Here is a 23203-nt window from a genome sequence, read left to right on the forward strand (position 1 = left end):
GCGAGTTTAGTCGGCGGACGACTGCGGATCGCCGGTGCCGGGGCGCCGCCGGGCAGGGGCCCGCCCCGGAGGTTGCGTCACCACCGGGCCGGCGGGCGGATGCAGCGTCGGCATCACCCGAACCTCGTTGCGGTGCAACGTGACCGGCTTCCCGTCGTGCTGGAGCGTCAACTCGTCCCCCGCCACGAGGTGGTACCGGGTCTCGGTGTGGTCGATCGCGACGCGCAGTCGGCACCCGGCGGCTGCCACCCCGAACGCGAGGCGGTCGATGCCCCGCGGGAGCGTCGGCCGGAACGTGAGCCCGGCCCGACGGCGCCGCGCGCCCCCGAACCCCTGGACCAGCGCGATCCAGATCCCGGCGAGCGACGCCAGGTGCAGTCCGTCGCTCGTGTTGTGCTCGAGGTCGTGCAGGTCGATCATCGCCGTCTCGCCGAGGTAGTCGTACGCGAGATCGAGGGCACCGACGTCGGCGGCCACCACCGCCTGACTGCACGCCGACAGCGACGAGTCCCGCACCGTGAGCCGCTCGTAGTACGCGAAGTTCCGCGCCTTCTGCTCCTCGGTGAACGCGTCCGGAACCCACTGCATCGCCAGTACGACATCCGCCTGTTTGACGACCTGCTTGCGGTAGAGGTCGAAGTACGGGAAGTGCAGTAGCAGCGGGTAGTGCTCGGGCGGGGTCCCCGCGAAATCCCACACCTGACGATCGGTGAACCCGGAGGACTGCGGATGCACCCCGCGCCGCTCGTCGTACGGCACGAACATGCGGTCGGCCGCGGTTCTCCACCGCCCGAGTTCCTCGTCGGTGACACCCAGATCGGGCATCCGCTCCCGATGTCGCTCGACCACCGCGACCGCCGACTCCAGGTTCTCGCGCGCCATCAGGTTCGTGTAGAGATCGTTTCGCACGAGCGCGCTGTACTCGTCGGGGCCGGTGACGCCGTCGATACGGAACTTGCCCTCGTCGTCGAAATAGCCGAGTGCGAGCCACAGCCGCGCGGTCTCGACGAGCAGGTCCAGACCGACGGTCCGCTCGAACTCGCCGTTGCCGTTGGTGCGGATGTACCCGATCGCGGCCCGCGCGATCGCCGCGTTGACGTGGAAGGCCGCGGCCCCGGCCGGCCAGTAGCCGCTGCACTCCTTTCCGGTGATCGTCCGCCAGGGGAACGCCGCGCCCGCGAATCCGAGTTGCCGCGCCCGGCGCCGGGCCTGGTCGAGCGTCGAGTGCCGCCAGCCGAGCGCGTCGGCCACGGCCTGCGGCAGCACCGAGGTCAGCACCGGAAGCACGAACATCTCGGTGTCCCAGAACGCGTGACCGTCGTACCCGCGGCCGGTGAGCCCCTTGGAGGCGATCGCGGTCCCCTCGGCGCGGGACGACGCCTGCAGGATGTGGAACAGCGCGAAGCGCACCGCCTGCTGCACCTCGGGATCGCCGTCGACGACGACGTCCGCGTGCGCCCAGAACGCGTCGAGGTAGTCGCGCTGTTCCGAAACCAGTCCGTCCCAGCCGCTCTCCCGAGCCAGCGTCAACTCCCCCGCGACCTGGTCCCGCATCGCGGGCGGGGTGCGCCGTGCCGACCACGCGTGCGAGACGTACTTGACCATGCGCAGATGCTCGCCCCTCGCCAGCTCCGAGGTGATCGTCACCCGACCCTGGTCCGGGTAACTCTCCACCTCGACGTGCACACCCGGTCCGGTCACCTCGTGGTCCATCGCGACCGCGATCCGCAGACCGCTGCCCGCGGTCGTGTGCGTCAGTTGGACGAGCGACTCGTGGTCGAAATGCTCCTCGGCGCACAAGGGTTCGGCCAGCACCGCCGCCGCGCGCGGATCCGCCTCCTGCTGCGGCATCGGTTCGTTCGCCACCAGCTCCGACTGGAGCACCACGTGGGCGGGCCCGTCCAGCGCTTCCACCGTGTAGTCGATCGCCCCGATCGTGCGCTGGGTGAACGACACCAGCCGCGTCGTGCTGACGCGCACCGTCCGGCCCGCGGGCGAGCGCCACTCGACCTTCCGGCGCAACACGCCGGCACGCAGATCCAGCTCCTGTTCGTGCAGCAGGATCCGGCCGCGGCGGATGTCGAACGGTTCGTCGTCGACCAGCAGTCGCACGATCTTGCCGTCGGTGACGTTGATGATCGTCTCGCCCGAATCCGGGTAGCCGTAACCGGGTTCCGCGTACGGCATCGGCCGCACCTCGTACACGCCGGACAGGTAGCTGCCCGGCAGCCCGTGCGGGTCGCCCTCGTCGAGGTTGCCGCGCCAGCCGAGATGCCCGTTCGACAGCGCGAACAGCGATTCGCTCTGCGCCAGGACGTCCAGGTCGAGACTCGTGGCGCGCAGGCTCCACGGCTCGACGGTGAACGCGGGATGGGTGATCATGCGGCCGTCCTCCCACTCGCGGGCACACGGCCCATCGAGATCGGACCGCTCAGTCCACGCTAGGACAGCGGCGCACTCACGGCACGAGAACGGCAGCGCCGCCGAACACTCCGCCCGCGAGGTCGGCGAGCGCCTTGTCCGCCGCGTCGAGCGGGTACCGGTGCGCGCTGACCCGCAGCCGGTGCTGCTGCGCGAAGGCCAGGAACTCCCGCGCGTCGTCGCGGGTGTTCGCGGTGACGCTGCGCAGTTGCCGCTCCCGGAACAGGTCACGCTGGTAGTTCAGCGGCGGAATGTCGCTGAGGTGGATGCCCGCGAGCGCGAGCGTCCCGCCGGCGTCGAGAGCCTCGAGTGCCGGCGGCACCAGATCACCGGCGGGCGCGAACAGGATCGCGGAGTCCAGCGGCTCCGGGGGTGGATCAGACGCGCCCTGCACCGACGCGGCGCCGAGACCGAACGCCAGTTCGCGAGCCTCCGCACCCCGCGTCATCACGTGGACTCGCGCACCGCGGGCGAGTGCGACCTGCGCGGTCAGGTGGGCGCTGCCCCCGAAGCCGTAGATGCCCAAGCGCCCGCCCTCTGGCAGGTCGGCCCGCAGCAGCGAGCGGTAGCCGATGATGCCCGCGCAGAGCAGCGGGGCCAGTTCGACGATCGGATAACCCGTCGGGAGCTCGAGCGCGTAGTCGGCCGGCACCGTCGTGTACTCGGCGTAGCCGCCGTCGGCGTCCCAACCGGTGTACGTCGAATAGGGGCACAGGTTCTCGTCGCCGCGCACGCAGTAGCGACAGTGCCCGCACGTCCCCCGCAGCCACGCGACACCGACCCGCTGCCCCACGGAGAACCGGCCCCCGGCCTCGTCACCGACGCCGACGACCTCACCGATCACCTCGTGGCCGGGCACCACATTGAGTCGGTGCGGCGGCAACTCGCCCTCGACGACGTGCAGGTCGGTTCGGCACACACCGCAGGCCAGCACCCTGACCAGCAGATCCTTGCTCGTCGGACGCGGCAGCAACTCCCGCCCCAGCGCGAGCGGGCGATCGGTGAGCGGGCCCGGTCTCGTCGTCCGCCAGGCCCGCATGGTCGTGGCCGGCAGCGCGGTTGCCGAGGTGCGCGAGTTGTCCGTCCGCATGAAAGATCCGTACTTCGTCGCGAAGGCGCCGGCGGAACCGGAACACGGCATCGTCGGACGGTGCCGCGGTCGCCGTCTCCAGGATGCCTGGTTCGGCGCGCCCGCAACAAGGGGGAAACGGAGGAACTGGTCGGCCCGCCGCCCGTTCCCCTGCGGCGGCCGGAGCCAGCCGTCAGGATGGAAGCACCTTCGCCCGCGAACGGAGGACGCATTCGATGACATCGGGCACGGACGACTCCCCGACCGACGACGAGCTCCGACTGCTCCACCGGTACTGGATGGCGGCCAATTACCTGACGGTCGCCCAGATCTACCTGCGGGACAACGTCCTGCTCCGGCGGCCGCTCGTCCCACCGGACATCAAGCCTCGACTGTTGGGGCATTGGGGCACCAGCCCCGGATTGTCCCTCGTGTACGCGCACCTCGATCGACTGATCCGGCGGACCGGTGCCGACGTGCTGTTCATCGCCGGCCCGGGCCACGGGGGCCCCGCCGTCGTCGCCAACACGTACCTGGAGGGCACGTATTCGGAGTTGTATCCGGACGTCACTCCCGACGAGGCCGGACTGCGCCGGCTGGCCCGGCAGTTCTCGACGCCGGGAGGGATCCCGAGTCACTCCGGGGTGGAGACGCCGGGTTCGATCAACGAGGGCGGCGAACTCGGGTACTCCCTCGCGCACGCGGCCGGCGCCGCGATGGACAACCCGGATCTGATCGTGGCGTGCGTCGTCGGCGACGGCGAGGCCGAGACCGGACCGCTGGCCGCGTCGTGGAAGGTGCCGTTCTTCCTCGATGCCACCCGGGACGGCGCCGTGCTGCCGATCCTGCACCTCAACGGCTACAAGATCTCCGGTCCGACCGTGTTGGGTCGCCGCAGCGACGACGAGGTGCTCGCGCTCCTGCGCGCCTTCGGTTGGGACGCGGTGCTCGTCGCGGGCGACGACCCGATGGAGGTGCACCGCGATCTGGCCGAGACACTCGACCGCGCGCACACCGACATCGCGCGGATCCGGCGCGACGCCCGCGACTCCGGCCTGACGGACCGGCCGCGTTGGCCGGCGATCGTACTGCGCACACCGAAGGGCTGGACCGGACCCGATATCGTCGACGGCCTCGAGATCGAGGGCACGTTCCGCGCCCATCAGGTCCCGATAGCCGACGTCCGCGACGATCCCGAGCACCTCCGGAGGCTCGAGCAGTGGATGCGCTCGTACAAGCCCGACGAGCAGTTCGATCCGCAGGGACGTTTGGTGCCCGAACTGGCGGCACTCGCCCCTGTCGGCGACAAACGGATGGGCGCGAGCCCGCACGCGAACGGCGGCCGGCTGCTGCGCGATCTGGCCGTCCCGCCCGCGGCCCGATATGCGGTCGAGGTACCGGCGCCCGGCGCGGTTCATCACGAGACCACGCGCCCGCTGGGCGAGATGTTGCGCGACATCTACGTCGCGAACCCCGACGACTTCCGGCTGTTCTGCCCCGACGAGACGAACAGCAACCGCCTCGGCGCGGTGTTCGAGGTCACCGACCGGTGCTCCGCCGGCGCCATCGTTCCCGGCGACGATCACGTCGGTCCCCACGGCCGTGTGATGGAGGTGCTGTCGGAGCACCTGTGCCAGGGCTGGCTCGAGGGCTACCTTCTCACCGGCCGACACGGACTGTTCGCGACGTACGAGGCGTTCGCGATGGTGAGCGCGTCCATGACGATCCAGCACACCAAGTGGCTCGAACGCGCGCGCTCGCTCGACTGGCGCGCGCCGGTCGCGAGCCTGAACATCCTGCTGACCTCCACTTGCTGGCGCAACGACCACAACGGCTTCTCGCATCAGGGGCCGGGTCTGATCGACACCGTGCTCTCACTGTCCGGTGGGGTCACCCGGGTCTACCTGCCGCCGGATTCCAATTCGTTGCTGGTGGTGGCGGAACACGTGTTCGCGACGCGGGACTGCGTGAATCTGTTGGTCGTCGACAAGCAGTCGCATCCGCAGTACCTGACGCTCGAGCAGGCCCGCGCGCACGTCGGGGCGGGTGCCTCGATCTGGGACTGGGCGGGCACCGAGAACACCACCGACGGCGACGAACCCGACATCGTGCTGGCCTGCGTCGGCGACGTGCCGACCGAGGAGACCCTCGCGGCCGCGGCGCTGCTCCGCGGCCACGTCCCCGACCTCCGGGTGCGGGTCGTCAACGTCGTCGACCTGATGTCGATGGCCCCGCCCGACGTGCACCCGCACGGACGCGCGCACGAGGACTTCGCCCGCCTGTTCACCGAGGACGTCGACGTCGTCGTCGCGTGGCACGGCTACGCCCGCTCGTTCCATCAGTTGCTGCACGGACGGGTGAAGCCGGACCGCTTCCACGTCCGCGGATACACCGAGCAGGGATCGACGACGACGCCGTTCGACATGGTGGTCCTCAACCAGATGAGCCGCTACCACCTGGCGATCGAAGCATTGCGCCGGTGCCGGCACACTCCCGACGGCGCCGACGACCTGGCCGGCTACTGCCGCCGCATGCTCGAACGGCACCACGGCTACGTGCGCGAACACCTCGAGGACATGCCCGAGGTGCGGAACTGGGTGTGGCCGGAACCGGTGTGAGAGCCCGTTGCCGTGCGGCAACTCCGGAAATATGTCAGATTTGACACAGATTATCTCCCGAAGACGCAGCACATCGCCTCGACAGGAGCCCCTGTGTCCGATAACTCTTACCCCCACCCCACACCGACGGCTCCGGCGACTCGGACGGGCGCCGCCCCCGCCCCGTCGCGCATCGTCACGGTCGTCCCGGCCCACGACGAACGAGAACTGCTCCCCCGGTGCCTGCGAGCGCTGCAGACCGCGGCGCGGCGTTCGCCGGTGCCGGTGCGCATCACGGTCGTGCTCGACGACTGCACGGACGGCACCGAACTGGTGGTCCCGTCCGGGATCGAGCGCGTCGACCTGGAGCGCCGCAACGTGGGAGCCGCCCGGGCCGCCGGCTTCGCCGCGAGCGGCCTCGCGGGGCGACGCGACGTGTGGTTCGCCACGACCGACGCCGATTCCGTCGTCCCCGAAGCGTGGTTCGTCGACCAACTGACCTACTGGGCCGACCACGACGCGATGGTCGGCACCGTGCGCGTCGACTGGACCGAGCACGACGCCGCGACGCAGCGACGATACGACCAGGGGTACCGCAGACGCCGGGGCTCGGTGCACGGGCACGTCCACGGCGCGAACCTCGGCGTCCGCGCCGACACCTACCACGCAGTCGGCGGCTTCCGTGCTCTGACGACCGGCGAGGACGTCGACCTGGTCACCCGACTGGACCGCGCCGGGCACCGCATCGCGTGGGACGAGCACACCGTCGTGTCGACGTCGGATCGGCGGGATCCGCGGGCACCGCGCGGGTTCGGCGAGCACCTGCTCTCCGTTGCTACCGGGCCCGGAGGTGGTCCCGGCCTGGTCGGCACCGCGGCCGGTACGGAGGACCGATGACCGCGGCCACGGCGTCGGTGCACCCGACCGTCACCCCCGACGACGCCGCGCGGTGGCCGCTCCCCGGATCCGGGGAGACCAGGAAGCGGTGGACGCAACTGACGAACGCGGCCCGACGCGACCTGGTCGGCGGGCGGCTTCTCGAGGCGCACGCGGACGCTGTCGCGATCACCGCCGAACTACACGGCCCGCAGCCCCGCCCGGGCGAGCTGTGGGGTGTGTGGGCCGCCGAGCCGCCCGCACCCGCGCTCACGGCGCGCGAAACCGGCGACGGCTACGTGCTCGACGGCCGCAAACTGTGGTGCTCGGGCGCGCACTCGTGCACGCACGCACTCGTGACGGCCCGCGTCGGCGACGACCGCGCACTGTTCGCCGTCGACCTCCGCGGACCCGGCACCGCCCCGGTGCCCGACACGTGGCACGCGGTCGGCATGGGCGCCAGCGACTCCGGTGCCGTCGATTTCGTCGGGGCCCCCGCCGTCCGGGTGGGCGAGCCCGGCGCGTACCTCACTCGTTCCGGCTTCTGGCACGGTGCGATCGGTGTCGCCGCGTGCTGGTACGGCGGCGCGGTCGCCGTCGCGGACGAACTGCGGCGCCGGGTCGGCGACGACCCCTTCCGGCTGGCGCACCTGGGCGCGGTCGACGCCGCGCTGTATGCGGCCGACTGCGTTCTCGAGATCGCCGCGGACGAGGTGGACCGCGATCCGGCCGACGGCCACGCCGCCCGGATCCGGGCGCGCCGCGTGCGGGCGGTGGTCGAGGCGGCCGCGACCGAGACCGTCGACCGGGTGGGACGCGCCCTGGGCGCGGGACCGCTGTGCGCCGACCGCACCCACGCCCAACTGGTGGCGGACCTCACCGTCTACCTGCGACAGAGTCACGCCGAGGACGACCTCGCCGATCTGGGCACCGCCCTGAGCCGCCCCGACAGGAGGAACTCATGACCACCTCGCCGCCCGGGGCCGCCGCCGATCGTTTCGCGGCCGCCCCGGTGGACGCCGGCGGAACACCCGAATCGGAGTGGGCCGACCACACCTCGTTCGCCCATCTCGACGTCCACGCGTGCCCGGCGCTGCTCGTGGTCGCGCCGCATCCGGACGACGAGATCCTCGGCGTCGGTGCGCTCGCGTCGGAGCTCGCGGCCCGCGGCGTCCCGGTCTCGGTGCTGTCCGTCACCGACGGTGAAGCGTCGCATCCGGATTCTCCGACCGTGACGCCCACCGAGTTGGCCGGCCTTCGGCGCGTCGAGTCGAGGCGCGCCGCGCAGCGACTCGGCCTTCCCGAGGCGGTTCCACTGGGTCTGCCCGACGGGCGGGTGGGCGACCACGAGACGAAGCTCGCGACGACGATCGCCGAACATCTGCACCCCGGCGCATGGTGCGCTGCCCCGTATCGGCACGACGGCCATCCCGACCACGAGGCCACCGGGCGTGCCGCCGCGGAGGCCGCTCGACGGTCCGGCGCCGTGCTGATCGAGTACCCGGTGTGGCTGTGGCACTGGTCGCATCCCGGCGACCCGTCGGTGCCGTGGGAACGCGCCCGGACCTTCCATCCGTCGGGGTACCGGCACCGCCGAAAGCGGGACGCGGTGGCGGAGTTCACCAGCCAGATCACCGATCTGTCGCGCGATCCGGCCGATCGGGCCATCCTCCCGCAGCACGTGCTCGACAGGCTGCTGCGGGCACACGAGACGGTGTTCGTCCCGTGAACCGGATGCCCGACGACTACTTCGCCGACATGTACTCACAGGCCCCGGACCCGTGGGGCTTCGACGAGCGCTGGTACGAGGAGCGCAAGCGCGCCCTCACCGCGGCCGTTCTGCCCCGCAGGCGGTTCCGGTCGGCGTTCGAACCGGGGTGTTCCATCGGCAACCTCACCGAAGTGCTCGCGACCCGCTGCGATCACGTGCTCGCGACCGACATCGTCGACGACGTCCTCGAGCGTGCACGGGCGCGCCTCGACGGCGCCGACGTCACGTTCCGGCGCTGGGCCCTGGGCGATCCGTGGCCGACCGGATCCTTCGATCTGGTGGTGCTGAGCGAGGTCGCGTACTACCTCTCGCCGCAGGCCCTGGATCGGACGCTGGACGACCTGGGCGAGCACCTGGCCACCGACGGCGTGATCCTCGCGGTGCACTGGCGACATGCGGTCGCCGACTACCCGCAGACCGGCGACGCCGTCCACGCCGCTCTCGCGGCCCGGACGGGTCTGGTTCGCACGGCCCGGTACGCCGATCCGGACGTCCTGATCGAGACATTCGAACCGGGTCCGGAGACCGCATCCGTCGCCGCCCGGGAAGGCCTGCTCGGCTGAGCCGCCGCCGGCCTGTTTTCCCTGCCCGCACACCTGGACCGTTACACCGGAACGAGAAGGAGAATCGAGAATGAACAAGATGACCGCGAAGGCGCTGTACAAGCCGCTGTCCCTCGCCACCGGCGTGCTCGGCGGCATTCTGGCGGGCGCCGCCTTCCGTCAGATCTGGAAGCGCGTCGGGGACGACGACCAGGCACCCGATCCCAAGGACCTCGCCCGCTCCAACCGCGAGGTACTCGTCGCGGCGGCCCTGCAGGGCGCCGTGTTCGCCGTCGTCAAGGCCGTTGTCGACCGCGCGGGAGCGAAGGGCTATCGCGCACTGACGAACTGATCGCCCGACGCCCCCCGCACGGCCCGGGTCAGCTGTCCAGCGGCCGGCGCAGCGCAGCCATGAACATCGCGTCTGTGCCGTGCCGGTGCGGCCACAGCTGCACACCCGGGCCGTCGCCGACGTCGGGCACGCCGGGCACCAGCTCACGCGTGTCGAGCGCGACGGCGCCGTGGCGGCGAACCGCGTCGGCGACCACCGCGACCGTCTCGGACACGTGCGGGGAGCACGTCGAGTAGAGCACCACGCCGCCGGGCCGGACGAGCTGCAACGCCGACGCCAGCAGCTCACGCTGCAGCTTCACCAGACCGGAGACGTCCGACGGCTGCCGGCGCCACCGCGCTTCGGGTCGGCGGCGCAGCGCGCCCAGACCGGTGCAGGGCGCATCGACGAGGATCCGGTCGTAGCCACCCTCGAGCCCCGGATCGCGACCGTCGGCGACGTGCACGTCCACCGGCAGATCGCGGGTCGTCTTGCGAACGAGGTCCGCTCGGTGCTCCGACGGCTCCACCGCGTCGAGCCGGCCGCCCTCGATGCCGACCAGTGCACCGAGCAGAGCGGCCTTGCCACCGGGGCCGGCGCAGAGGTCGAGCCACCGGCCGTTGTCGGGCCCCTCCAGCGGTGCCAGCGTCAGCGCGCGGGCCACCAGCTGGCTGCCCTCGTCCTGCACGCCGGCGAGTCCCTCGCGCACGGCGTCGAGCAGACCGGGATCACCGCCGTCGAGGTGCACCGCGTACGGCGAGTGCGGGCCGACCTCGCCGCCGGTCACGAGCGCCAGCTCCTCGGCCGAGATCTCACCGGGACGAGCGACGAGGTGCACCGCGGGGCGGGCATCGTCGGCGATCAGTACGTCCTGCAACTCAGCGGCGTCCGCGCCGAGCGAATCGGCGAACGCCTGCGCGATCCACTTCGGGTGCGCGTAGCGGAACGCCAGATGGCCCACCGGATCGGCAACGGCGTCCGGCGCGAGTTCCTCGACCCACTGGTCCTCGGTCTTCTCGGACACCCGGCGCAGCACGGCGTTGACGAAGCCCGACTTGCCCGGGCCGGCCTCCGCGCGAACCAGGTCCACCGACGTGGCGACGGCCGCGTGCGGCGCGATCCGGGTGCGCAGCAGCTGGTACGCGCCGAGTTGGAGGACGTCGAGCAGCGGCCCGTCGATCTCCTCCACCGGGCGGCCCGCGCACCTGGCGATCACCGCGTCGAGGAGACCGCGAGCCCGGGCCGCACCGTACGCCAGTTCGGTGGCCAGCGCGGCGTCGCGGCCGTCGAGTCGTCGTTCCCGAAGAAGGCCCGGCAGAACCAGATTCGCGTACGCGTCGCGCTCACGGACGGCGCGCAGCACGTCACGAGCGGCGCGCCGCGGCTGATCGATCGAGGCCTGCGCGGGGTCGGGACGACGGGCCTGGCGCGGGCGATCGTTGCGCCGTCCCTGACCTCCGGGCCGCCCGCCCCGAGCGCCCTGACCACCCGATCCCCCGGATCGCCGTGCCGGCCGCTTCTCGTCGCTCACTGTGCCCGAACCTCTCCGTCGAGGCGCGCACCGCGCGCCCAGTCGACTGCCGCCATCTGCTTCTTGCCCTGCGGCTGTACCTGATCCAGCCGAACCGCCGTCGTCGACGTCCCCACGTAGAAGCCGTCCTTGCGGATCTCGATCCGCCCCGGCGGCAGGGTGTCCTGTGCCAGCGTCACGGGGCCGATCTTCACCCGTAGATCACCGATCATCGTCCAGGCGCCCGGGGCCGGGGTCACCGACCGCACGTGGCGGTGCACCGCGAGCGCGGGCTGATCCCAGCGGATCCGTGCCGATTCGACCGACACCTTGGGGGCGTGCGAGACGCCCTCCCGCGGCTGCGGAACGGCCTGCACGGCGCCGTCCTCGACACCGTCGAGGACACTCTCGAGCAGGAACGCCCCACTCTCGGCGAGCCGGCCGAGCAGCGCGCCCGCGGTGTCGGTGGTGCGGATGGCCTCCGTGACGACGCCGTACACCGGACCGGTGTCCATGCCCTCGTCGAGCGCGAACACCGTGGCGCCCGTCATCTCGTCGCCCGCATTGATGGCGGCCTGTACCGGCGCCGCGCCGCGCCACGCCGGCAGCAGCGAGAAGTGCAGGTTCATCCACCCGAAGCGCGGGACGTCGAGCACCGGACGCGGCAGCAGGTTGCCGTACGCGACGACGGGACACGCGTCGGGCGCGAGTTCCTGCAGCCGAGCCAGGAACTCCGGGTCGGACGCCGACTTCGGGGTGAGCACCTCGATGCCGTGTTCGTCGGCGAGCTGCCCGATGGGCGAGCGCACCAGCTTGCGGCCGCGACCGGCGACGGCGTCCGGCCGGGTGACGACGGCGACCACGTCGTGCCGCTCGGACTCGATCAGCCGTCGCAGCGACGGCACGGCCGGTTCGGGTGTCCCGGCGAAGACGATCCGCATCAGCGTCGGACCTCCGTACCCGGAGTACGGGTGGTCCTGCGAGTGGACACAGAGTTCACGAGGGCGGCTCCCGGAGCGTCGAATCCCGGCGGTGCCGGAAGAGGGTTCACCCCGAGATTCTACGGAGCGCCCTCGCCACCGGTCAGCGCCGCCTGCACCCGGGAGGTGTCGGCGTCCGACCACCCCTCCGGCTGCAGAATTCGCGCCCACATTCCAGCCGCCTCGGGCCCGTACGAATGACCGTGCCCCTCCGGGACGTCCGCGGAGAACACCATGTCGAGCGTCACCTGCCAGAAGGTCACGAACGGCATCCACGTCATGTTGGGATCCACGTCGCGGCCCCGCGGCTCCTGCAACCAGTCGGGTTCGTTGAACAGCAGGCTCGGCGACCACCACACGATGGGGTCGCTGGCGTGCTGCCAGTAGACGATCCGCCGCGGCTTCCACGGCGTACCGAGATCGAGGTCCTCGGGATCGGACGCGAACCGCACCGAGGCGCCGTCCCCGACGACGGGCAGGATCTCGGGCGAGCCGGCGTCGCGGGCCGCGGTCACCTCCTGCCATTGCGGCGTGAAGTTCGGCGTGCCCACCCACAGGCCGCCGTCGACCCGCGCGGCCATGTCCTGGAAGCCCGCGAAGGCGTTCTGGCCACCGTAGGACCCGAGGCTCTCGCCGAACACGACGAGCTTGGGCCGCGTCTCCACGGGCAGGTCGATCCACCGGGAGAACACCGCGTTGAACAGGGCGCGCCCGGCGATCTGCGGGCTCTCCCGGTCGGCGATGAATGCCAGCGGACTCGGCAGGAACGAGTACTGCATGGACGCGATCGCGGTGTCGCCCGCCTCGATGTATTCGAGTGACGACGCCACGTTCTGATTCACCCAGCCGCGTCCGGTGGTCGTGTTGACCGCCAGCACCTTTCGTTCCCAAGCCTTCGTCCGGTCCAGTTCGGCGACCACCAGGTTCGCGACGGAGGGCACCGAATCGGCGGACTCCCGTCCGGCGTACACCCGGATCGGCTCCTTCGCGGGACGTCCGGTGACCGCGGTGATCTCGGCGGCGCCCGGGCCGCGCCCGACGAACGTGCGCCCCTCCTGCCCGAGCGTGTCCCAGGCCTGCGCGGACGCCGGCGACCCGCTGCGCTCGGGGACGGTCGGCTGTTCGACGCCCGCGGCGGTGGCGGTGTCGGCGCCCGAGAAACTCCAGTTCGCGAACGCGATCAGCCCGTTGTAGAGAGCGCCGTTGACGAGCAGGACCGCGAGCACGACCGCGACCGCCAGACCCGCGACATTGGCGGCGGGCCGCGGGATCACGCGCCGGGCCAGTGCGGCGAGCTTCCGGGTCCCGATCCGGATACCTCGTCCGGCTTCGAGCAGCACGAACCAGACGACGAGGGCGATCAGGAGCACCAGCAGGACGTTCGCCTGGTTGGTGCGCTCGATGCCGACGAGGTCACGGACGTAGTTCTGCCACACCCCGCCGAGGACCAGGAATACGGGGACGAGGATCACGGCAGCGACGCCGAGGATCCACCAGCCGATCCGCTTGGTACGCGCCGACCACGCCGGTTGCACACCGCACGAACGGACCACCCATGCCGCGAGACAGCCGAATCCGTAGCCCGCGGCGACCGAGAGCCCGGTCGCGACACCCTGTAGGTACCAGGCCCGGGGCAGGAGCGACGGGCTGATCGACCATGTGAACAGCACCAGCGCGACCGCGAGCGCCACCGGGTGCAGTCCTCCTCCGTAGTCGCGCAGCCGCCTCAGAGCGCGACGCCCCACCGACGGGGTGGTGGGATCGTCGGCGCGGGATGCGTCGGCGGCGCGGTCACCGTCCGGGTCGGATGCCCGAATCTCGGCAGTCATGGCCGGAACGATAAGGCCTCGACACCGTTTCGACGCCGCAATGGCCGCACCACCGTCGTGTCCTGCGCTCTACTGCGTAAAGCCGGCTCCGATCGGGATGCAGCCATGGAGGTCGAGATGACGGGAATCGCCAGCAAGTTCGACAAGGCGTTCGAATCGCGCTCGGTGAACGACCTCGCCGACGCCCCGGTCTCGGCCCTGCACGGGATCAGCGACTCCGACGCCGAACACCTCCTGGCCGCGTTCGGCATCCGGACCGTGCGGGATCTGGGCACCAACAAGTTCTTCCTGTGGGCGCAGGCGGTCGCGACACTGGCCGACTGATCCCGGCGCTCGGGCCTGTCAGGAGTTGCTGACGACGATCATGTCGAGGATCCCGGTGCCCAGCGGCACCGGACGACACTGCGGCGCGGGCGCTGTCGGGTCGAGTGCGCGCACCACCAGACCGAGCGCGAACGGGTCGTACACCATGTTGAAGTGCCCGCCCCGGTTCTCGGCACACAGGTCCTGGATCAGCAGGTTCGTGGCGCCCGGATCTCGCAACGCAATGTTCGTGTGCGGTTGGATCATCTCGTCGTAGCGCGACCCGATGGTCGTGTACCCGACGCCGGGCACGGTGTCCCCACCGGCATTGAGTGCAGCGAGGAACGGCGAGCCCTGCATCTGCTGGCTGATCGCCTCCGAGGTGAGCCATTCGACGATCCGGTCGGGACGCGGCAGCAGCTTCAGCAACGTCACGATGCCGTACATGTTCCCGCCGTAGGTGGGGGATGCGACGCCCACCCACCGATCGACGGCGGCGTTCCCGCCCAGACGGTTGACGTAGTAGCGCGCGACGGTGGCCCCCTGCGAGTACCCGACGAGATCGACCTTCGCGGCCCGCGTCGATGCCCGGACCCGGTCGACGAAATCGCCGACCTCACCGGCGCTGCGCGCCATGTCGCCACGGGCGTACTTGCCGGGCGTGCCGTCGGAACCGTAGTTGAGCGCGAATACACACACGCCCCGCTCGGCGAGCATCGGCGACAGCGCCGACCAGTCCGTGTACGCATCCGAATCGCTTCCGTGCACGAGGACCACCGGATCCGGGTGCGCAGGTGTCGGGCGGCAGGCGAAATCGTTCGCACCGGGCGGCGCCGAGTCCGGATGCTCCTCGGCGTACTGCAGGGCCGCCGCGTGCCGGGTCTGCACCGGCCCCGGTTCGACGGGAACGACGTACGACGAACCCGCAGCGGCGGAGCCCAACGGGTCCGCGGCGGCGGTCGTGCTGCCGGCGCCGACGGCGAGGACGAACCCCACCGTTGCCGCGACCATTCGCATCGCTCGACCCATGCGCACCTCCCGACCGGAACTCCTCGAGCGTGTCTACCAAGATCGTTCCCGCGCTGTCGCATATCGGACCGGTGGATGAGATCACGATCGCGGAACGACCCGGCGGCACGCCGACCCCACCCGCCGGAGATCGGCCCGCAAGGACCGCCCCCGTGGTGCAATATGGCCACTGCACGAGAGATTCAGGGGCTTCGATGACCATCGTGGACAACGCTGTCTACGTCGACGGCGCGCGCGTGGACACACCGAAGTCGCTCGACTGCACGTACCGGAGCATGCGGGAGCACGACGGCATGGCATGGATCGGGCTGTACCGCCCGGATGCGGCCGAGGTCGAGTCGCTCGCCACCGAGTTCGGCCTGCATCATCTCGCGGTCGAGGACACGATCGCCGCCCACCAGCGTCCCAAGTTCGAGCGCTACGACCAGACGCTGTTCGTCGTGCTGCGCCCCGCCCGCTATCTCGACGACGTCGAGAAGGTCGAGTTCGGCGAGGTCCACGTCTTCGTCGGTCCGGACTTCGTCGTCACCATCCGGCACGCCGAGTCGCCCGACCTGGCGCAGGTCCGCCATCGCCTCGAAGCGTCCCCCGACTTGCTGAAACTGGGGCCCGAGGCCGTCCTGTACGCGATCCTCGACCAGATCGTCGACGAGTACCTGCCCGTTGCCGCGGGCCTCGAGAACGACATCGACGAGATCGAGAATCAGGTCTTCACCGGCGATCCCGCGGTGGCCCGGCGCATCTACGACCTCTCCGGCGAGGTGATCGACTTCCAGCGCGCCACGCATCCGCTCGTGTCGATCCTCGAGGCTCTCGAACGCGGGTCCGACAAGTACCACGTCGATCTCGAACTCCGACGGCACCTGCGCGACGTGCTCGACCACACCCTGCGGGTGGTCGAGCGGGTCGATTCCTCGCGCGCTCATCTGCAGACCGCCCTGACCGTGCACGCGACCCTCGTCGCGCAGCAACAGAACGAGGAGATGCGGCGACTCACCCTCACCAGCCTCACTCAGAACGAAGAGGTGAAGAAGATATCCGCCTGGGCCGCAATCCTTTTCGCGCCCACTCTGGTCGGCACGGTGTACGGCATGAACTTCCAGAACATGCCGGAACTGGCGTGGCCGTTCGGCTATCCGATGGCCGTGCTGCTCATGGTCGCGACCTCGGTGACGCTGTACTTCGTGTTCAAGCGGCAGCGCTGGTTGTGACACGACGATTGCCGGTGAGCGGGATCACACCTGCCGGTGCGGCGCGGAAGGACCTACCGTGCCGACATGATCAAAGCCGTTGCGTTCCTGGCCCGTAAGCCCGAACTCACCCACGCCGAGTTCGTCGAGTACTACGAGAACAACCACGCGAAGCTGATCCGGAGCCTGCTCCCGCAGATCGGCGAGTACCGCCGTAATTACCTGGTCCGCGACAGCAGGCTCGGCGCGGACGGCGCCCCGGACCCGGACTTCGACGTCGTCAGCGAATTCGTGTTCGCCGACCGGGCCGCGTACGACGACATGCTCGCCACCCACGCGCGTCCCGAGGTCGCCGCGGCGATCGAGGCCGACGAGGAGAAGTTCCTCGATCGCTCACGCAACCGCATGTACATCGTCGAGACCCACGAGAGCTAGCCGATCCGCAGCGGGTCCACCTGCACCCGCACCGGGCCGGTCGATCGGCGGGCGCTACGCACCGCTCGGGCCTCGGCCAGTACCTTCGCGAGCGCCCGTCCGTCGGCGCGGGGCACCCGGACGAGCATCCGCTCGACGTCCTCCGGTTCCGGTTCGTCGCTCGAGAACGGTAGTCGCTCGCCCGGCGGCAGCGGTACCGGACCCAGCACCTCGGCGGACTCGGGCAGCGCCGCGAGATCGAGCATCTCCGCGATCGACGCAGCGGTTCCGTCGATCGCCGCCAGGTGCACGGCCGGAGGAAATCCGACCTCCGCCCGCTCGTCGAGCTGGCTGCGGGCATGCCACACCGGATCCCAGCGCACCAGCGCCTGCACCGTGGGGATCCCGGAATCGGCGACCACCACGACCTGTCCCCCGTCACCGTGCGGCCGCACGAGCGCCGATGCGGTCATCCACCGGCGCAGCGTCTCCTCCGCGGCCCGCAGGTCCGCGCGGCCCAGTAGCGCCCACCCGTCCAGCAGTAGCGCCGCCCCGTAACCGCCGGGCATCACCGGTTCCGCGCCGACCGTCGACACCACCAGCTTGGGACCCGGCTCGATCTCGGCCTTGACGTCCGATCCTCCCGAGGTGTGGACCGCGAACCCGGCGAACGCCCGGCCCAGTTCCTCGGCGGTGCGTCCGGCACCGACCACGACCGCCCGCAGCGCCCGGGCACCGCACGCGTGGCACCGGTGGTTGGTGTCGGCGACACCGCACCACTTGCAGGTGGGCGAGCCGGCGCCGTCCGGGCCCGCAGCCGCCGGCAACGACAGCGGGCCGTTGCAGCGCCGACACCTCGCCGGCGCCCGGCACTTCGCGCACGCGAGCGACGGGACGTAACCGCGACGCGGAACCTGCACCAGCACACCGTGTCCCGCCGCCAGCGCCTGCCGGGCCGCCGCGAACGCGATTCCCGGCAGGCGCGCCGCGCGTGCCCCGGGGTCGCGGGCGAGCGCATGGTCGCTGTCCGCGAGCGCGGTGATCATCGGGGCTCGGGACCGGACGACGTCCCGCGCCGCCACCAGATCGTGCGCCCACCCGGAGTCGACGAGAGCCTGCGTCTCCGCGGTCCGGGCGTGGCCCGCGAGCACCACGGCGCAACCGGTCGCGTGGGCGCGCAGCAACGCGACCTCACGCGCGTGCGGGTACGGCGATCGCGGCTCCGACAGGCTGCTGTCGCCGTCGTCCCACACCACCACGAGACCGAGATCCGGGGTGGGCGCGAACACCGACGCCCGGGTTCCCACGACGATGCGCGCCGTGCCCCGCAGCGCGGCGAGCCAGCGGCGGTACCGGGCGGCCGGGCCGAGGCCGGCGGCGAGGCCCACCACATGGTCCGCGCCGGTCACGCTCTCGCACGCCACGAGAAGTCGGTCGAGGTCGCGCTGATCGGGCACCACGAGGATCACGCCGCGGCCCATCGCGGCGACGACACCGGCCAGTTCGGCCAACCGGGTCGTCCAGTCCTCACCGGGAAGGGCCTGCCACGCCGCGCGGGGTCCACGCCCCGATTCGAGGGCTTCGAGGAAGTTGACGCCGTGGGTGTACGCGGACCAGGCCTCCCGGTCCGTCTTCGGGGGCTCCGGCGCCGGACGCGCCGCCCACTCCTCGGCCTCGACCTTCGCGTGCCGAGGCGGAACGGCCAGCCGCAGGACGTCGGTCCGCGTCCCGGCATAACGCTGAGCGACGGCGTCGACCAGATCCCGCACCTCGGGGGTCAGGACGGGTTCGGCGGACACGACCCGGTCCAGCCAGCCGAGCTTGCCGGGGTGCTCGCTGGATTCGATCCGTTCGAGGAGATAGCCGTCGACCAGGCGACCGGAGAACCTGACCCGCACCCGGACGCCGGGCTGCGCCTGATCGTCGAGCTCGGCGGGAATCAGATAGTCGAACTCCCGGTCCAGGTGCGCAACAGGAAGCAGCGGCAGCACCCGCGCCACGGGCGCGTGTGCTGCCGCTGTCTTGTCGGTGCCGGTCAGCGAACCGATCTCTCGGTCGCGATCAGAGGCCGGCGGCCGCGCGCAGCTTCTCCGCGCGGTCGGTGCGCTCCCAGGGCAGGTCCACGTCGGTGCGGCCGAAGTGGCCGTACGCCGCGGTGTCCCCGTAGATCGGGCGCAGCAGATCCAGGTCGCGGATGATCGCACCGGGACGCAGGTCGAAGACCTCGCTGATCGCCTGCTGGATCGTGGCGATGTCGACCTTCTCCGTGCCGAAGGCCTCGACGAACAGGCCGACCGGGGCCGCCTTGCCGATCGCGTAGGCCACCTGGACCTCGATGCGGTCCGCGAGGCCCGCTGCGACCGCATTCTTGGCGACCCAGCGCATCGCGTACGCGGCCGAGCGGTCCACCTTCGACGGGTCCTTGCCGGAGAACGCGCCGCCGCCGTGGCGGGCCATGCCGCCGTAGGTGTCGACGATGATCTTGCGGCCGGTCAGGCCGGCGTCGCCCATCGGACCGCCGAGCACGAACTTGCCGGTGGGGTTGACCAGCAGCCGGACATCGGCGGTGTCCAGCGGGATGGTGAGCTCCGAGAGGACGTGGCCGAGAACCTTCTCGCGCAGATCCGGGGTCAGCAGGTTGTCGAGATCGATGTCGGCGGCGTGCTGCGTCGAGATCACGACCGTGTCGAGACGAACCGGGCGGTCGCCGTCGTACTCGATGGTGACCTGCGTCTTGCCGTCCGGGCGCAGGTACGGCAGCACCCCGGTCTTGCGGACCTCGGTGAGGCGACGCGACAGGCGGTGCGCCAGCGCGATCGGCAACGGCATCAGCTCCGGGGTGTCGGTGCAGGCGTATCCGAACATCAGGCCCTGGTCACCGGCGCCCTGACGATCGATCTCGTCGTCGGAGGCGCCGTCGACCCGCGCCTCGTGCGAGTGGTCGACACCCTGCGCGATCTCGGGAGACTGCGCGCCGATCGCGATGTTGACACCGCAGGAGTTGCCGTCGAAGCCCTTGGCCGACGAGTCGTAGCCGATCTCGAGAACCTTGTCGCGCACGATCTTCGGGATGTCGACGTACGCGGACGTGGTGACCTCACCGGCCACGTGGACCTGCCCGGTGGTCACCAGGGTCTCGACCGCGACACGGCTGCGCGGATCCTTCTCGAGCATCGCGTCGAGGATGGAGTCACTGATCGCATCACAGATCTTGTCCGGGTGACCTTCGGTCACGGACTCACTGGTGAATAGCCGCTTGCCGGACGTGCTCACAGATCTCCCTCTCGACGTTCTGCCCGAATCTCACCTCGCCGAATCCGTGTCAACGGATTCCGGGGACTCGATACGACACCTGAGCTGATTTTGATTTCGACTTCTATTCAATACCGCGGACGACCCTAGTGCCAGGAAGCCGTCCCCGGCGGCAACTGCTCACGCAGTGTGTTACTCGGGAACCAGCAGACCGGCCAGCGCATCGAGGACGCGACTGGCCATCAGCGACTTCGACCCCGGTTCGATGGCCGTTTCGGTGCCGTCCGCACCGAGCAGCCAGCCGTCGTTGTGGTCCACCTCGAATGCCTTGCCGTCGCCCACCGCGTTGACGACCAGCAGGTCGCAGCCCTTGCGGGCGAGCTTGGTGCGCGCGTGATCGAGCACGCCGCCCGACGCGTCCCCGGTCTCGGCGGCGAAGCCGACGATCACCGTGGACGACGCGAGCGTGCCGTCGCGCCGGGCCTGCACGAGACCCGCGAGGATGTCTTCGTTTCGAATCAGCGGAATCGAATCCGGCTCGTCGGCGCCCTTCTTGATCTTGCTGGTGGCCACGGTGGCCGGGCGGAAGTCCGCGACGGCCGCGGACATGATCACCGCGTCGGCGTCGACGGCGTGCTTCATGACCGCCTCACGCATCTCCTCGGCGGTGCGGACGCGGACGACGTCCACGGCGGCCGGATCACCGAGATCGGCGACAGCGCCCGCGACGAGCGTCACCTGGGCGCCCCGCTGGGCGGCCAGGCGCGCGAGCGCGTAGCCCTGCTTGCCGGAACTACGGTTACCGAGGAAGCGGACCGGATCGAGCGGTTCACGGGTGCCGCCGGCGGATACGACCAGGCGGTGTCCCTCGAGATCGCGCGGCAGCGCCGCGGTCCGTTCGAGGAGCAACGAGGCCAGCGTGAATATCTCCTCGGGCTCGGGCATCCGGCCCGCGCCGGTGTCCTTGCCGGTGAGCCGGCCCGACGCCGGTTCGATGACGATGTTGCCGCGCTCGCGGAGCGTCGCGACATTCCACACCGTGGCCGCGTGCTCCCACATCTCGGTGTGCATCGCAGGCGCGAACACCACCGGGCAGCGCGCCGTGAGGAGCGTCGCGGTCAGCAGGTCGTCGGCACGCCCCGCCACGGCGCGGGCCATGAGGTCCGCGGTGGCCGGGGCGATGACGACGAGGTCCGCTTCCTGGCCGAGACGCACGTGGGCCACTTCCGGGACGTCCGCGAACACCCCGGTCTGCACCGGGTTGCCCGACAGCGCCTCGAACGTCGCGCGGCCCACGAACTGCAGCGCGGACTCGGTGGGGATCACCCGGACGCTGTGGCCACTCTCGGTGAAGCTACGGATGAGCGCACACACCTTGTACGCGGCGATACCGCCGCCGACGCCGACGACGATCCGCTTGCGCGTCGGAGAGTCCCCCGACCCGCCGGATGCCGATTCGGCCTCCCGATCCGACACAGGCGTTTCTCCGCTCACTCGCCTTCGGTGTGCTCGAGCAGGTCGGCGTGGATCTCACGCAGCGCGATCGACAGCGGCTTCTCCTGCAGACCCGGCTCGACGAGCGGGCCGACGTACTCGAGGATGCCGTCGCCGAGCTGGTTGTAGTAGTCGTTGATCTGCCGTGCGCGCTTGGCCGAGTAGATGACCAGGGCGTACTTCGACGACGTGCGCTCGAGCAACTCGTCGATCGGCGGGTTGGTGATGCCGAGCGGGGTGTCGTAGGCAGGCAGGGCGCCCGGACCTGCGGTGTCGGACACAACTGCTTCGGTGCTGCTCACTCGGATTCTCCTGAAGTGGACTCGGAAACTGGCAAATCGAAATGTCGGAACTAGGGACGACGGAGCCTAGACCTGTCGTCCAGCCAACAAGGATACCAACTCGTCGCAGGCATGGCTGACGTCCTCGTTCACGATGACGGTGTCGAACTCGTCCTGAGCGGCGAGTTCCACCTTCGCGGTCTGGAGTCGACGCTCGACGACGTCGGCGGGTTCGGTCCCGCGGCCCGTCAGTCGAGCGACCAGAACGTCCCAGCTCGGCGGCGCCATGAACGCCAGCACGGCCTCCGGCATCGCTGCCCGCACCGAACGTGCGCCCACCAGATCGACCTCGAGCAGAACCGGCTTGCCCTCGCTCAGCGCCTCGCGAACCGGCCCGGCCGGCGTGCCCGAACGCTGCAGACCGCCGTGGATCTCTGCCCATTCGAGCAGGTCACCCGCCGCGATCATGCGGTCGAACTCCTCGCGGGTGACGAAGTGGTAGTCCTGACCGTCGACCTCGCCCGGACGCGGGTCGCGGGTGGTCGCCGAGACACTGAAGACGACCTCGGGGAAACGTTCCCGCAGCAGCCGCACGACGCTGGACTTACCCACGGCCGAGGGGCCGGCCAGTACTACCAGCCGACCCCTCCGCACTGCGCTGCCTGTCTCGGTCGTTGCCGAGACGACACTGCCGCCTGACACGTTTTCTGCGTCAGAGATCACGTGTCGCGCTCAGGCCTCGAAATCGAAGCGCTGCAGCAGAGCCTTGCGCTGACGGTCGCCGAGGCCACGCAGACGGCGGGTCGGGGCGATCTCCAGCTCGGTCATGATCTCCTGAGCCTTGACCTTGCCCACCTTGGGCAGAGCCTCGAGCAGTGCCGAGACCTTCATCTTGCCGAGGATCTCGTCCTCTTCGGCATCCTTCAGGACCTGCTTCAGGTCGGTGCCGCCGCGCTTGAGGCGCTCCTTGAGCTCAGCCCGGGCCTTGCGGGCGGCAGCCGCCTTCTCCAAAGCAGCAGCGCGCTGCTCATCGGTCAACTGGGGAAGGGCCACGGTTCCTCCGTCTCATCGTGTGCACATATGGTCTACAACCCCCGGATAACCAGGGGCGATAGCGACCGTACCCACGTGACGCGACGATTGCTAACCCACCCCCCGCCGTCGCCGCCCGATTCGGGTGGGATATGTGTTCGTTCGATGGGGTGTTCGAACGGGAGCCGACAGACCGGCCGATTCGTGCGCCGCCACCAGCTCGAGCCCGCCGCTCACCGGCTTCTCCCCTGGTGAGGGCGCCTTTTCCGACTCGACGACCAC

Annotated in this window: 21 protein-coding genes; 9 read left to right on the plus strand and 12 right to left on the minus strand. The window is 70.6% G+C overall.

Annotated elements, in window-relative coordinates:
* Positions 1 to 6 precede the first annotated feature (6 nt).
* Both ABEU20_RS19455 and ABEU20_RS19460 read right to left on the minus strand, forming a co-directional pair.
* The gene (locus ABEU20_RS19455; RefSeq protein ID WP_420166021.1) at positions 7 to 2382 is read right to left on the minus strand and encodes a glycoside hydrolase family 65 protein; all 2376 of its coding nucleotides are present in this window, start codon (positions 2380 to 2382) and stop codon (positions 7 to 9) included.
* A gap of 76 nt (positions 2383 to 2458) precedes the next feature.
* Positions 2459 to 3460 carry a zinc-binding alcohol dehydrogenase family protein gene (locus ABEU20_RS19460; protein WP_420166266.1) on the minus strand — a complete coding sequence of 334 codons (1002 nt, stop codon included), beginning with the start codon at positions 3458 to 3460 and terminating at the stop codon, positions 2459 to 2461.
* Between the two features lie 266 nt (positions 3461 to 3726).
* On the opposite strand from ABEU20_RS19460, the gene ABEU20_RS19465 reads away from it, so the two are divergent.
* The 6 genes from ABEU20_RS19465 to ABEU20_RS19490 all read left to right on the plus strand — a co-directional run bounded on the left by ABEU20_RS19465 (position 3727) and on the right by ABEU20_RS19490 (position 9628).
* Positions 3727 to 6108 carry a phosphoketolase family protein gene (locus tag ABEU20_RS19465; RefSeq protein ID WP_420166022.1) on the plus strand — a complete coding sequence of 794 codons (2382 nt, stop codon included), beginning with the start codon at positions 3727 to 3729 and terminating at the stop codon, positions 6106 to 6108.
* A gap of 93 nt (positions 6109 to 6201) precedes the next feature.
* The gene (locus ABEU20_RS19470) at positions 6202 to 6984 is read left to right on the plus strand and encodes a glycosyltransferase (protein WP_420166023.1); all 783 of its coding nucleotides are present in this window, start codon (positions 6202 to 6204) and stop codon (positions 6982 to 6984) included.
* On the plus strand, positions 6981 to 7928 hold the full coding sequence (locus ABEU20_RS19475) for an acyl-CoA dehydrogenase family protein (protein WP_420166024.1): 948 nt from the start codon (positions 6981 to 6983) through the stop codon (positions 7926 to 7928). The genes ABEU20_RS19470 and ABEU20_RS19475 overlap by 4 nt, the downstream gene beginning before the upstream one ends.
* The gene (locus tag ABEU20_RS19480; protein ID WP_420166025.1) at positions 7925 to 8692 is read left to right on the plus strand and encodes a PIG-L deacetylase family protein; all 768 of its coding nucleotides are present in this window, start codon (positions 7925 to 7927) and stop codon (positions 8690 to 8692) included. The genes ABEU20_RS19475 and ABEU20_RS19480 overlap by 4 nt, the downstream gene beginning before the upstream one ends.
* Positions 8689 to 9297: a class I SAM-dependent DNA methyltransferase gene (locus ABEU20_RS19485; RefSeq protein WP_420166026.1), complete on the plus strand. Its 609-nt coding sequence runs from the start codon at positions 8689 to 8691 to the stop codon at positions 9295 to 9297. The genes ABEU20_RS19480 and ABEU20_RS19485 overlap by 4 nt, the downstream gene beginning before the upstream one ends.
* 70 nt (positions 9298 to 9367) lie before the next feature.
* Positions 9368 to 9628, plus strand: a complete 261-nt coding sequence (locus ABEU20_RS19490; RefSeq protein ID WP_420166027.1) for a DUF4235 domain-containing protein — start codon at positions 9368 to 9370, stop codon at positions 9626 to 9628.
* Positions 9629 to 9656: 28 nt separating this feature from the next.
* Here ABEU20_RS19490 and ABEU20_RS19495 read toward each other — a convergent pair whose 3' ends face one another.
* The 3 genes from ABEU20_RS19495 to ABEU20_RS19505 form a co-directional block, all read right to left on the minus strand.
* On the minus strand, positions 9657 to 11138 hold the full coding sequence (locus ABEU20_RS19495; protein WP_420166028.1) for an RsmB/NOP family class I SAM-dependent RNA methyltransferase: 1482 nt from the start codon (positions 11136 to 11138) through the stop codon (positions 9657 to 9659).
* Complete coding sequence (gene fmt, locus ABEU20_RS19500) at positions 11135 to 12058, minus strand: methionyl-tRNA formyltransferase (RefSeq protein ID WP_420166029.1); 924 nt, start codon at positions 12056 to 12058, stop codon at positions 11135 to 11137. The genes ABEU20_RS19495 and fmt overlap by 4 nt, the downstream gene beginning before the upstream one ends.
* 119 nt (positions 12059 to 12177) lie before the next feature.
* Positions 12178 to 13926 (minus strand): alpha/beta hydrolase, encoded by a 1749-nt coding sequence (locus ABEU20_RS19505; protein ID WP_420166030.1) that lies wholly within the window; start codon positions 13924 to 13926, stop codon positions 12178 to 12180.
* 117 nt (positions 13927 to 14043) lie between these two features.
* Here ABEU20_RS19505 and ABEU20_RS19510 point away from each other — a divergent pair, with 117 nt between their 5' ends.
* Positions 14044 to 14250 carry a hypothetical protein gene (locus ABEU20_RS19510; RefSeq protein WP_420166031.1) on the plus strand — a complete coding sequence of 69 codons (207 nt, stop codon included), beginning with the start codon at positions 14044 to 14046 and terminating at the stop codon, positions 14248 to 14250.
* An 18-nt stretch (positions 14251 to 14268) separates the two neighbouring features.
* Here the strand turns inward: ABEU20_RS19510 and ABEU20_RS19515 are convergent, their stop codons facing one another.
* A complete protein-coding gene (locus ABEU20_RS19515; protein ID WP_420166032.1) occupies positions 14269 to 15258 on the minus strand; it encodes an esterase/lipase family protein in 990 nt (329 codons plus the stop codon).
* Between the two features lie 194 nt (positions 15259 to 15452).
* Between ABEU20_RS19515 and corA the strand changes: the two genes are divergently transcribed.
* Positions 15453 to 16469, plus strand: a complete 1017-nt coding sequence (gene corA, locus ABEU20_RS19520; protein WP_420166033.1) for a magnesium/cobalt transporter CorA — start codon at positions 15453 to 15455, stop codon at positions 16467 to 16469.
* 66 nt (positions 16470 to 16535) lie between these two features.
* The gene (locus ABEU20_RS19525) at positions 16536 to 16883 is read left to right on the plus strand and encodes an EthD domain-containing protein (RefSeq protein WP_420166034.1); all 348 of its coding nucleotides are present in this window, start codon (positions 16536 to 16538) and stop codon (positions 16881 to 16883) included.
* Here ABEU20_RS19525 and ABEU20_RS19530 read toward each other — a convergent pair.
* From ABEU20_RS19530 to mihF, 6 genes are all read right to left on the minus strand, one after another.
* Positions 16880 to 18901: a primosomal protein N' gene (locus tag ABEU20_RS19530; RefSeq protein WP_420166267.1), complete on the minus strand. Its 2022-nt coding sequence runs from the start codon at positions 18899 to 18901 to the stop codon at positions 16880 to 16882. The genes ABEU20_RS19525 and ABEU20_RS19530 overlap by 4 nt on opposite strands.
* A gap of 22 nt (positions 18902 to 18923) precedes the next feature.
* Positions 18924 to 20135 (minus strand): methionine adenosyltransferase, encoded by a 1212-nt coding sequence (metK, locus tag ABEU20_RS19535; protein WP_420166035.1) that lies wholly within the window; start codon positions 20133 to 20135, stop codon positions 18924 to 18926.
* 171 nt (positions 20136 to 20306) lie between these two features.
* Positions 20307 to 21590, minus strand: a complete 1284-nt coding sequence (coaBC, locus tag ABEU20_RS19540; RefSeq protein ID WP_420166036.1) for a bifunctional phosphopantothenoylcysteine decarboxylase/phosphopantothenate--cysteine ligase CoaBC — start codon at positions 21588 to 21590, stop codon at positions 20307 to 20309.
* A gap of 14 nt (positions 21591 to 21604) precedes the next feature.
* A complete protein-coding gene (gene rpoZ / locus ABEU20_RS19545) occupies positions 21605 to 21910 on the minus strand; it encodes a DNA-directed RNA polymerase subunit omega (RefSeq protein WP_420166037.1) in 306 nt (101 codons plus the stop codon).
* Positions 21911 to 21976: 66 nt separating this feature from the next.
* On the minus strand, positions 21977 to 22543 hold the full coding sequence (gmk, locus tag ABEU20_RS19550) for a guanylate kinase (protein ID WP_420166038.1): 567 nt from the start codon (positions 22541 to 22543) through the stop codon (positions 21977 to 21979).
* A gap of 78 nt (positions 22544 to 22621) precedes the next feature.
* Positions 22622 to 22942 carry an integration host factor, actinobacterial type gene (gene mihF / locus ABEU20_RS19555; RefSeq protein WP_005513442.1) on the minus strand — a complete coding sequence of 107 codons (321 nt, stop codon included), beginning with the start codon at positions 22940 to 22942 and terminating at the stop codon, positions 22622 to 22624.
* Between the last annotated feature and the right edge of the window lie 261 nt (positions 22943 to 23203).

Source organism: Rhodococcus parequi (assembly GCF_046042785.1).
GTDB lineage: Bacteria > Actinomycetota > Actinomycetes > Mycobacteriales > Mycobacteriaceae > Prescottella > Prescottella parequi.

Bases quoted from the DNA above. Each gene is read 5' to 3' on its own strand.
- ABEU20_RS19465 (WP_420166022.1), top strand. From the start codon at position 3,727: ATGACATCGGGCACGGACGACTCCCCGACCGACGACGAGCTCCGACTG.
- corA (WP_420166033.1), top strand. From the start codon at position 15,453: ATGACCATCGTGGACAACGCTGTCTACGTCGACGGCGCGCGCGTGGAC.
- ABEU20_RS19510 (WP_420166031.1), top strand. From the start codon at position 14,044: ATGACGGGAATCGCCAGCAAGTTCGACAAGGCGTTCGAATCGCGCTCG.
- ABEU20_RS19505 (WP_420166030.1), bottom strand. From the start codon at position 13,926: ATGACTGCCGAGATTCGGGCATCCGACCCGGACGGTGACCGCGCCGCC.
- ABEU20_RS19515 (WP_420166032.1), bottom strand. From the start codon at position 15,258: ATGGGTCGAGCGATGCGAATGGTCGCGGCAACGGTGGGGTTCGTCCTC.
- ABEU20_RS19460 (WP_420166266.1), bottom strand. From the start codon at position 3,460: ATGCGGGCCTGGCGGACGACGAGACCGGGCCCGCTCACCGATCGCCCG.
- fmt (WP_420166029.1), bottom strand. From the start codon at position 12,058: ATGCGGATCGTCTTCGCCGGGACACCCGAACCGGCCGTGCCGTCGCTG.
- ABEU20_RS19475 (WP_420166024.1), top strand. From the start codon at position 6,981: ATGACCGCGGCCACGGCGTCGGTGCACCCGACCGTCACCCCCGACGAC.
- ABEU20_RS19490 (WP_420166027.1), top strand. From the start codon at position 9,368: ATGAACAAGATGACCGCGAAGGCGCTGTACAAGCCGCTGTCCCTCGCC.
- ABEU20_RS19455 (WP_420166021.1), bottom strand. From the start codon at position 2,382: ATGATCACCCATCCCGCGTTCACCGTCGAGCCGTGGAGCCTGCGCGCC.
- ABEU20_RS19480 (WP_420166025.1), top strand. From the start codon at position 7,925: ATGACCACCTCGCCGCCCGGGGCCGCCGCCGATCGTTTCGCGGCCGCC.
- ABEU20_RS19525 (WP_420166034.1), top strand. From the start codon at position 16,536: ATGATCAAAGCCGTTGCGTTCCTGGCCCGTAAGCCCGAACTCACCCAC.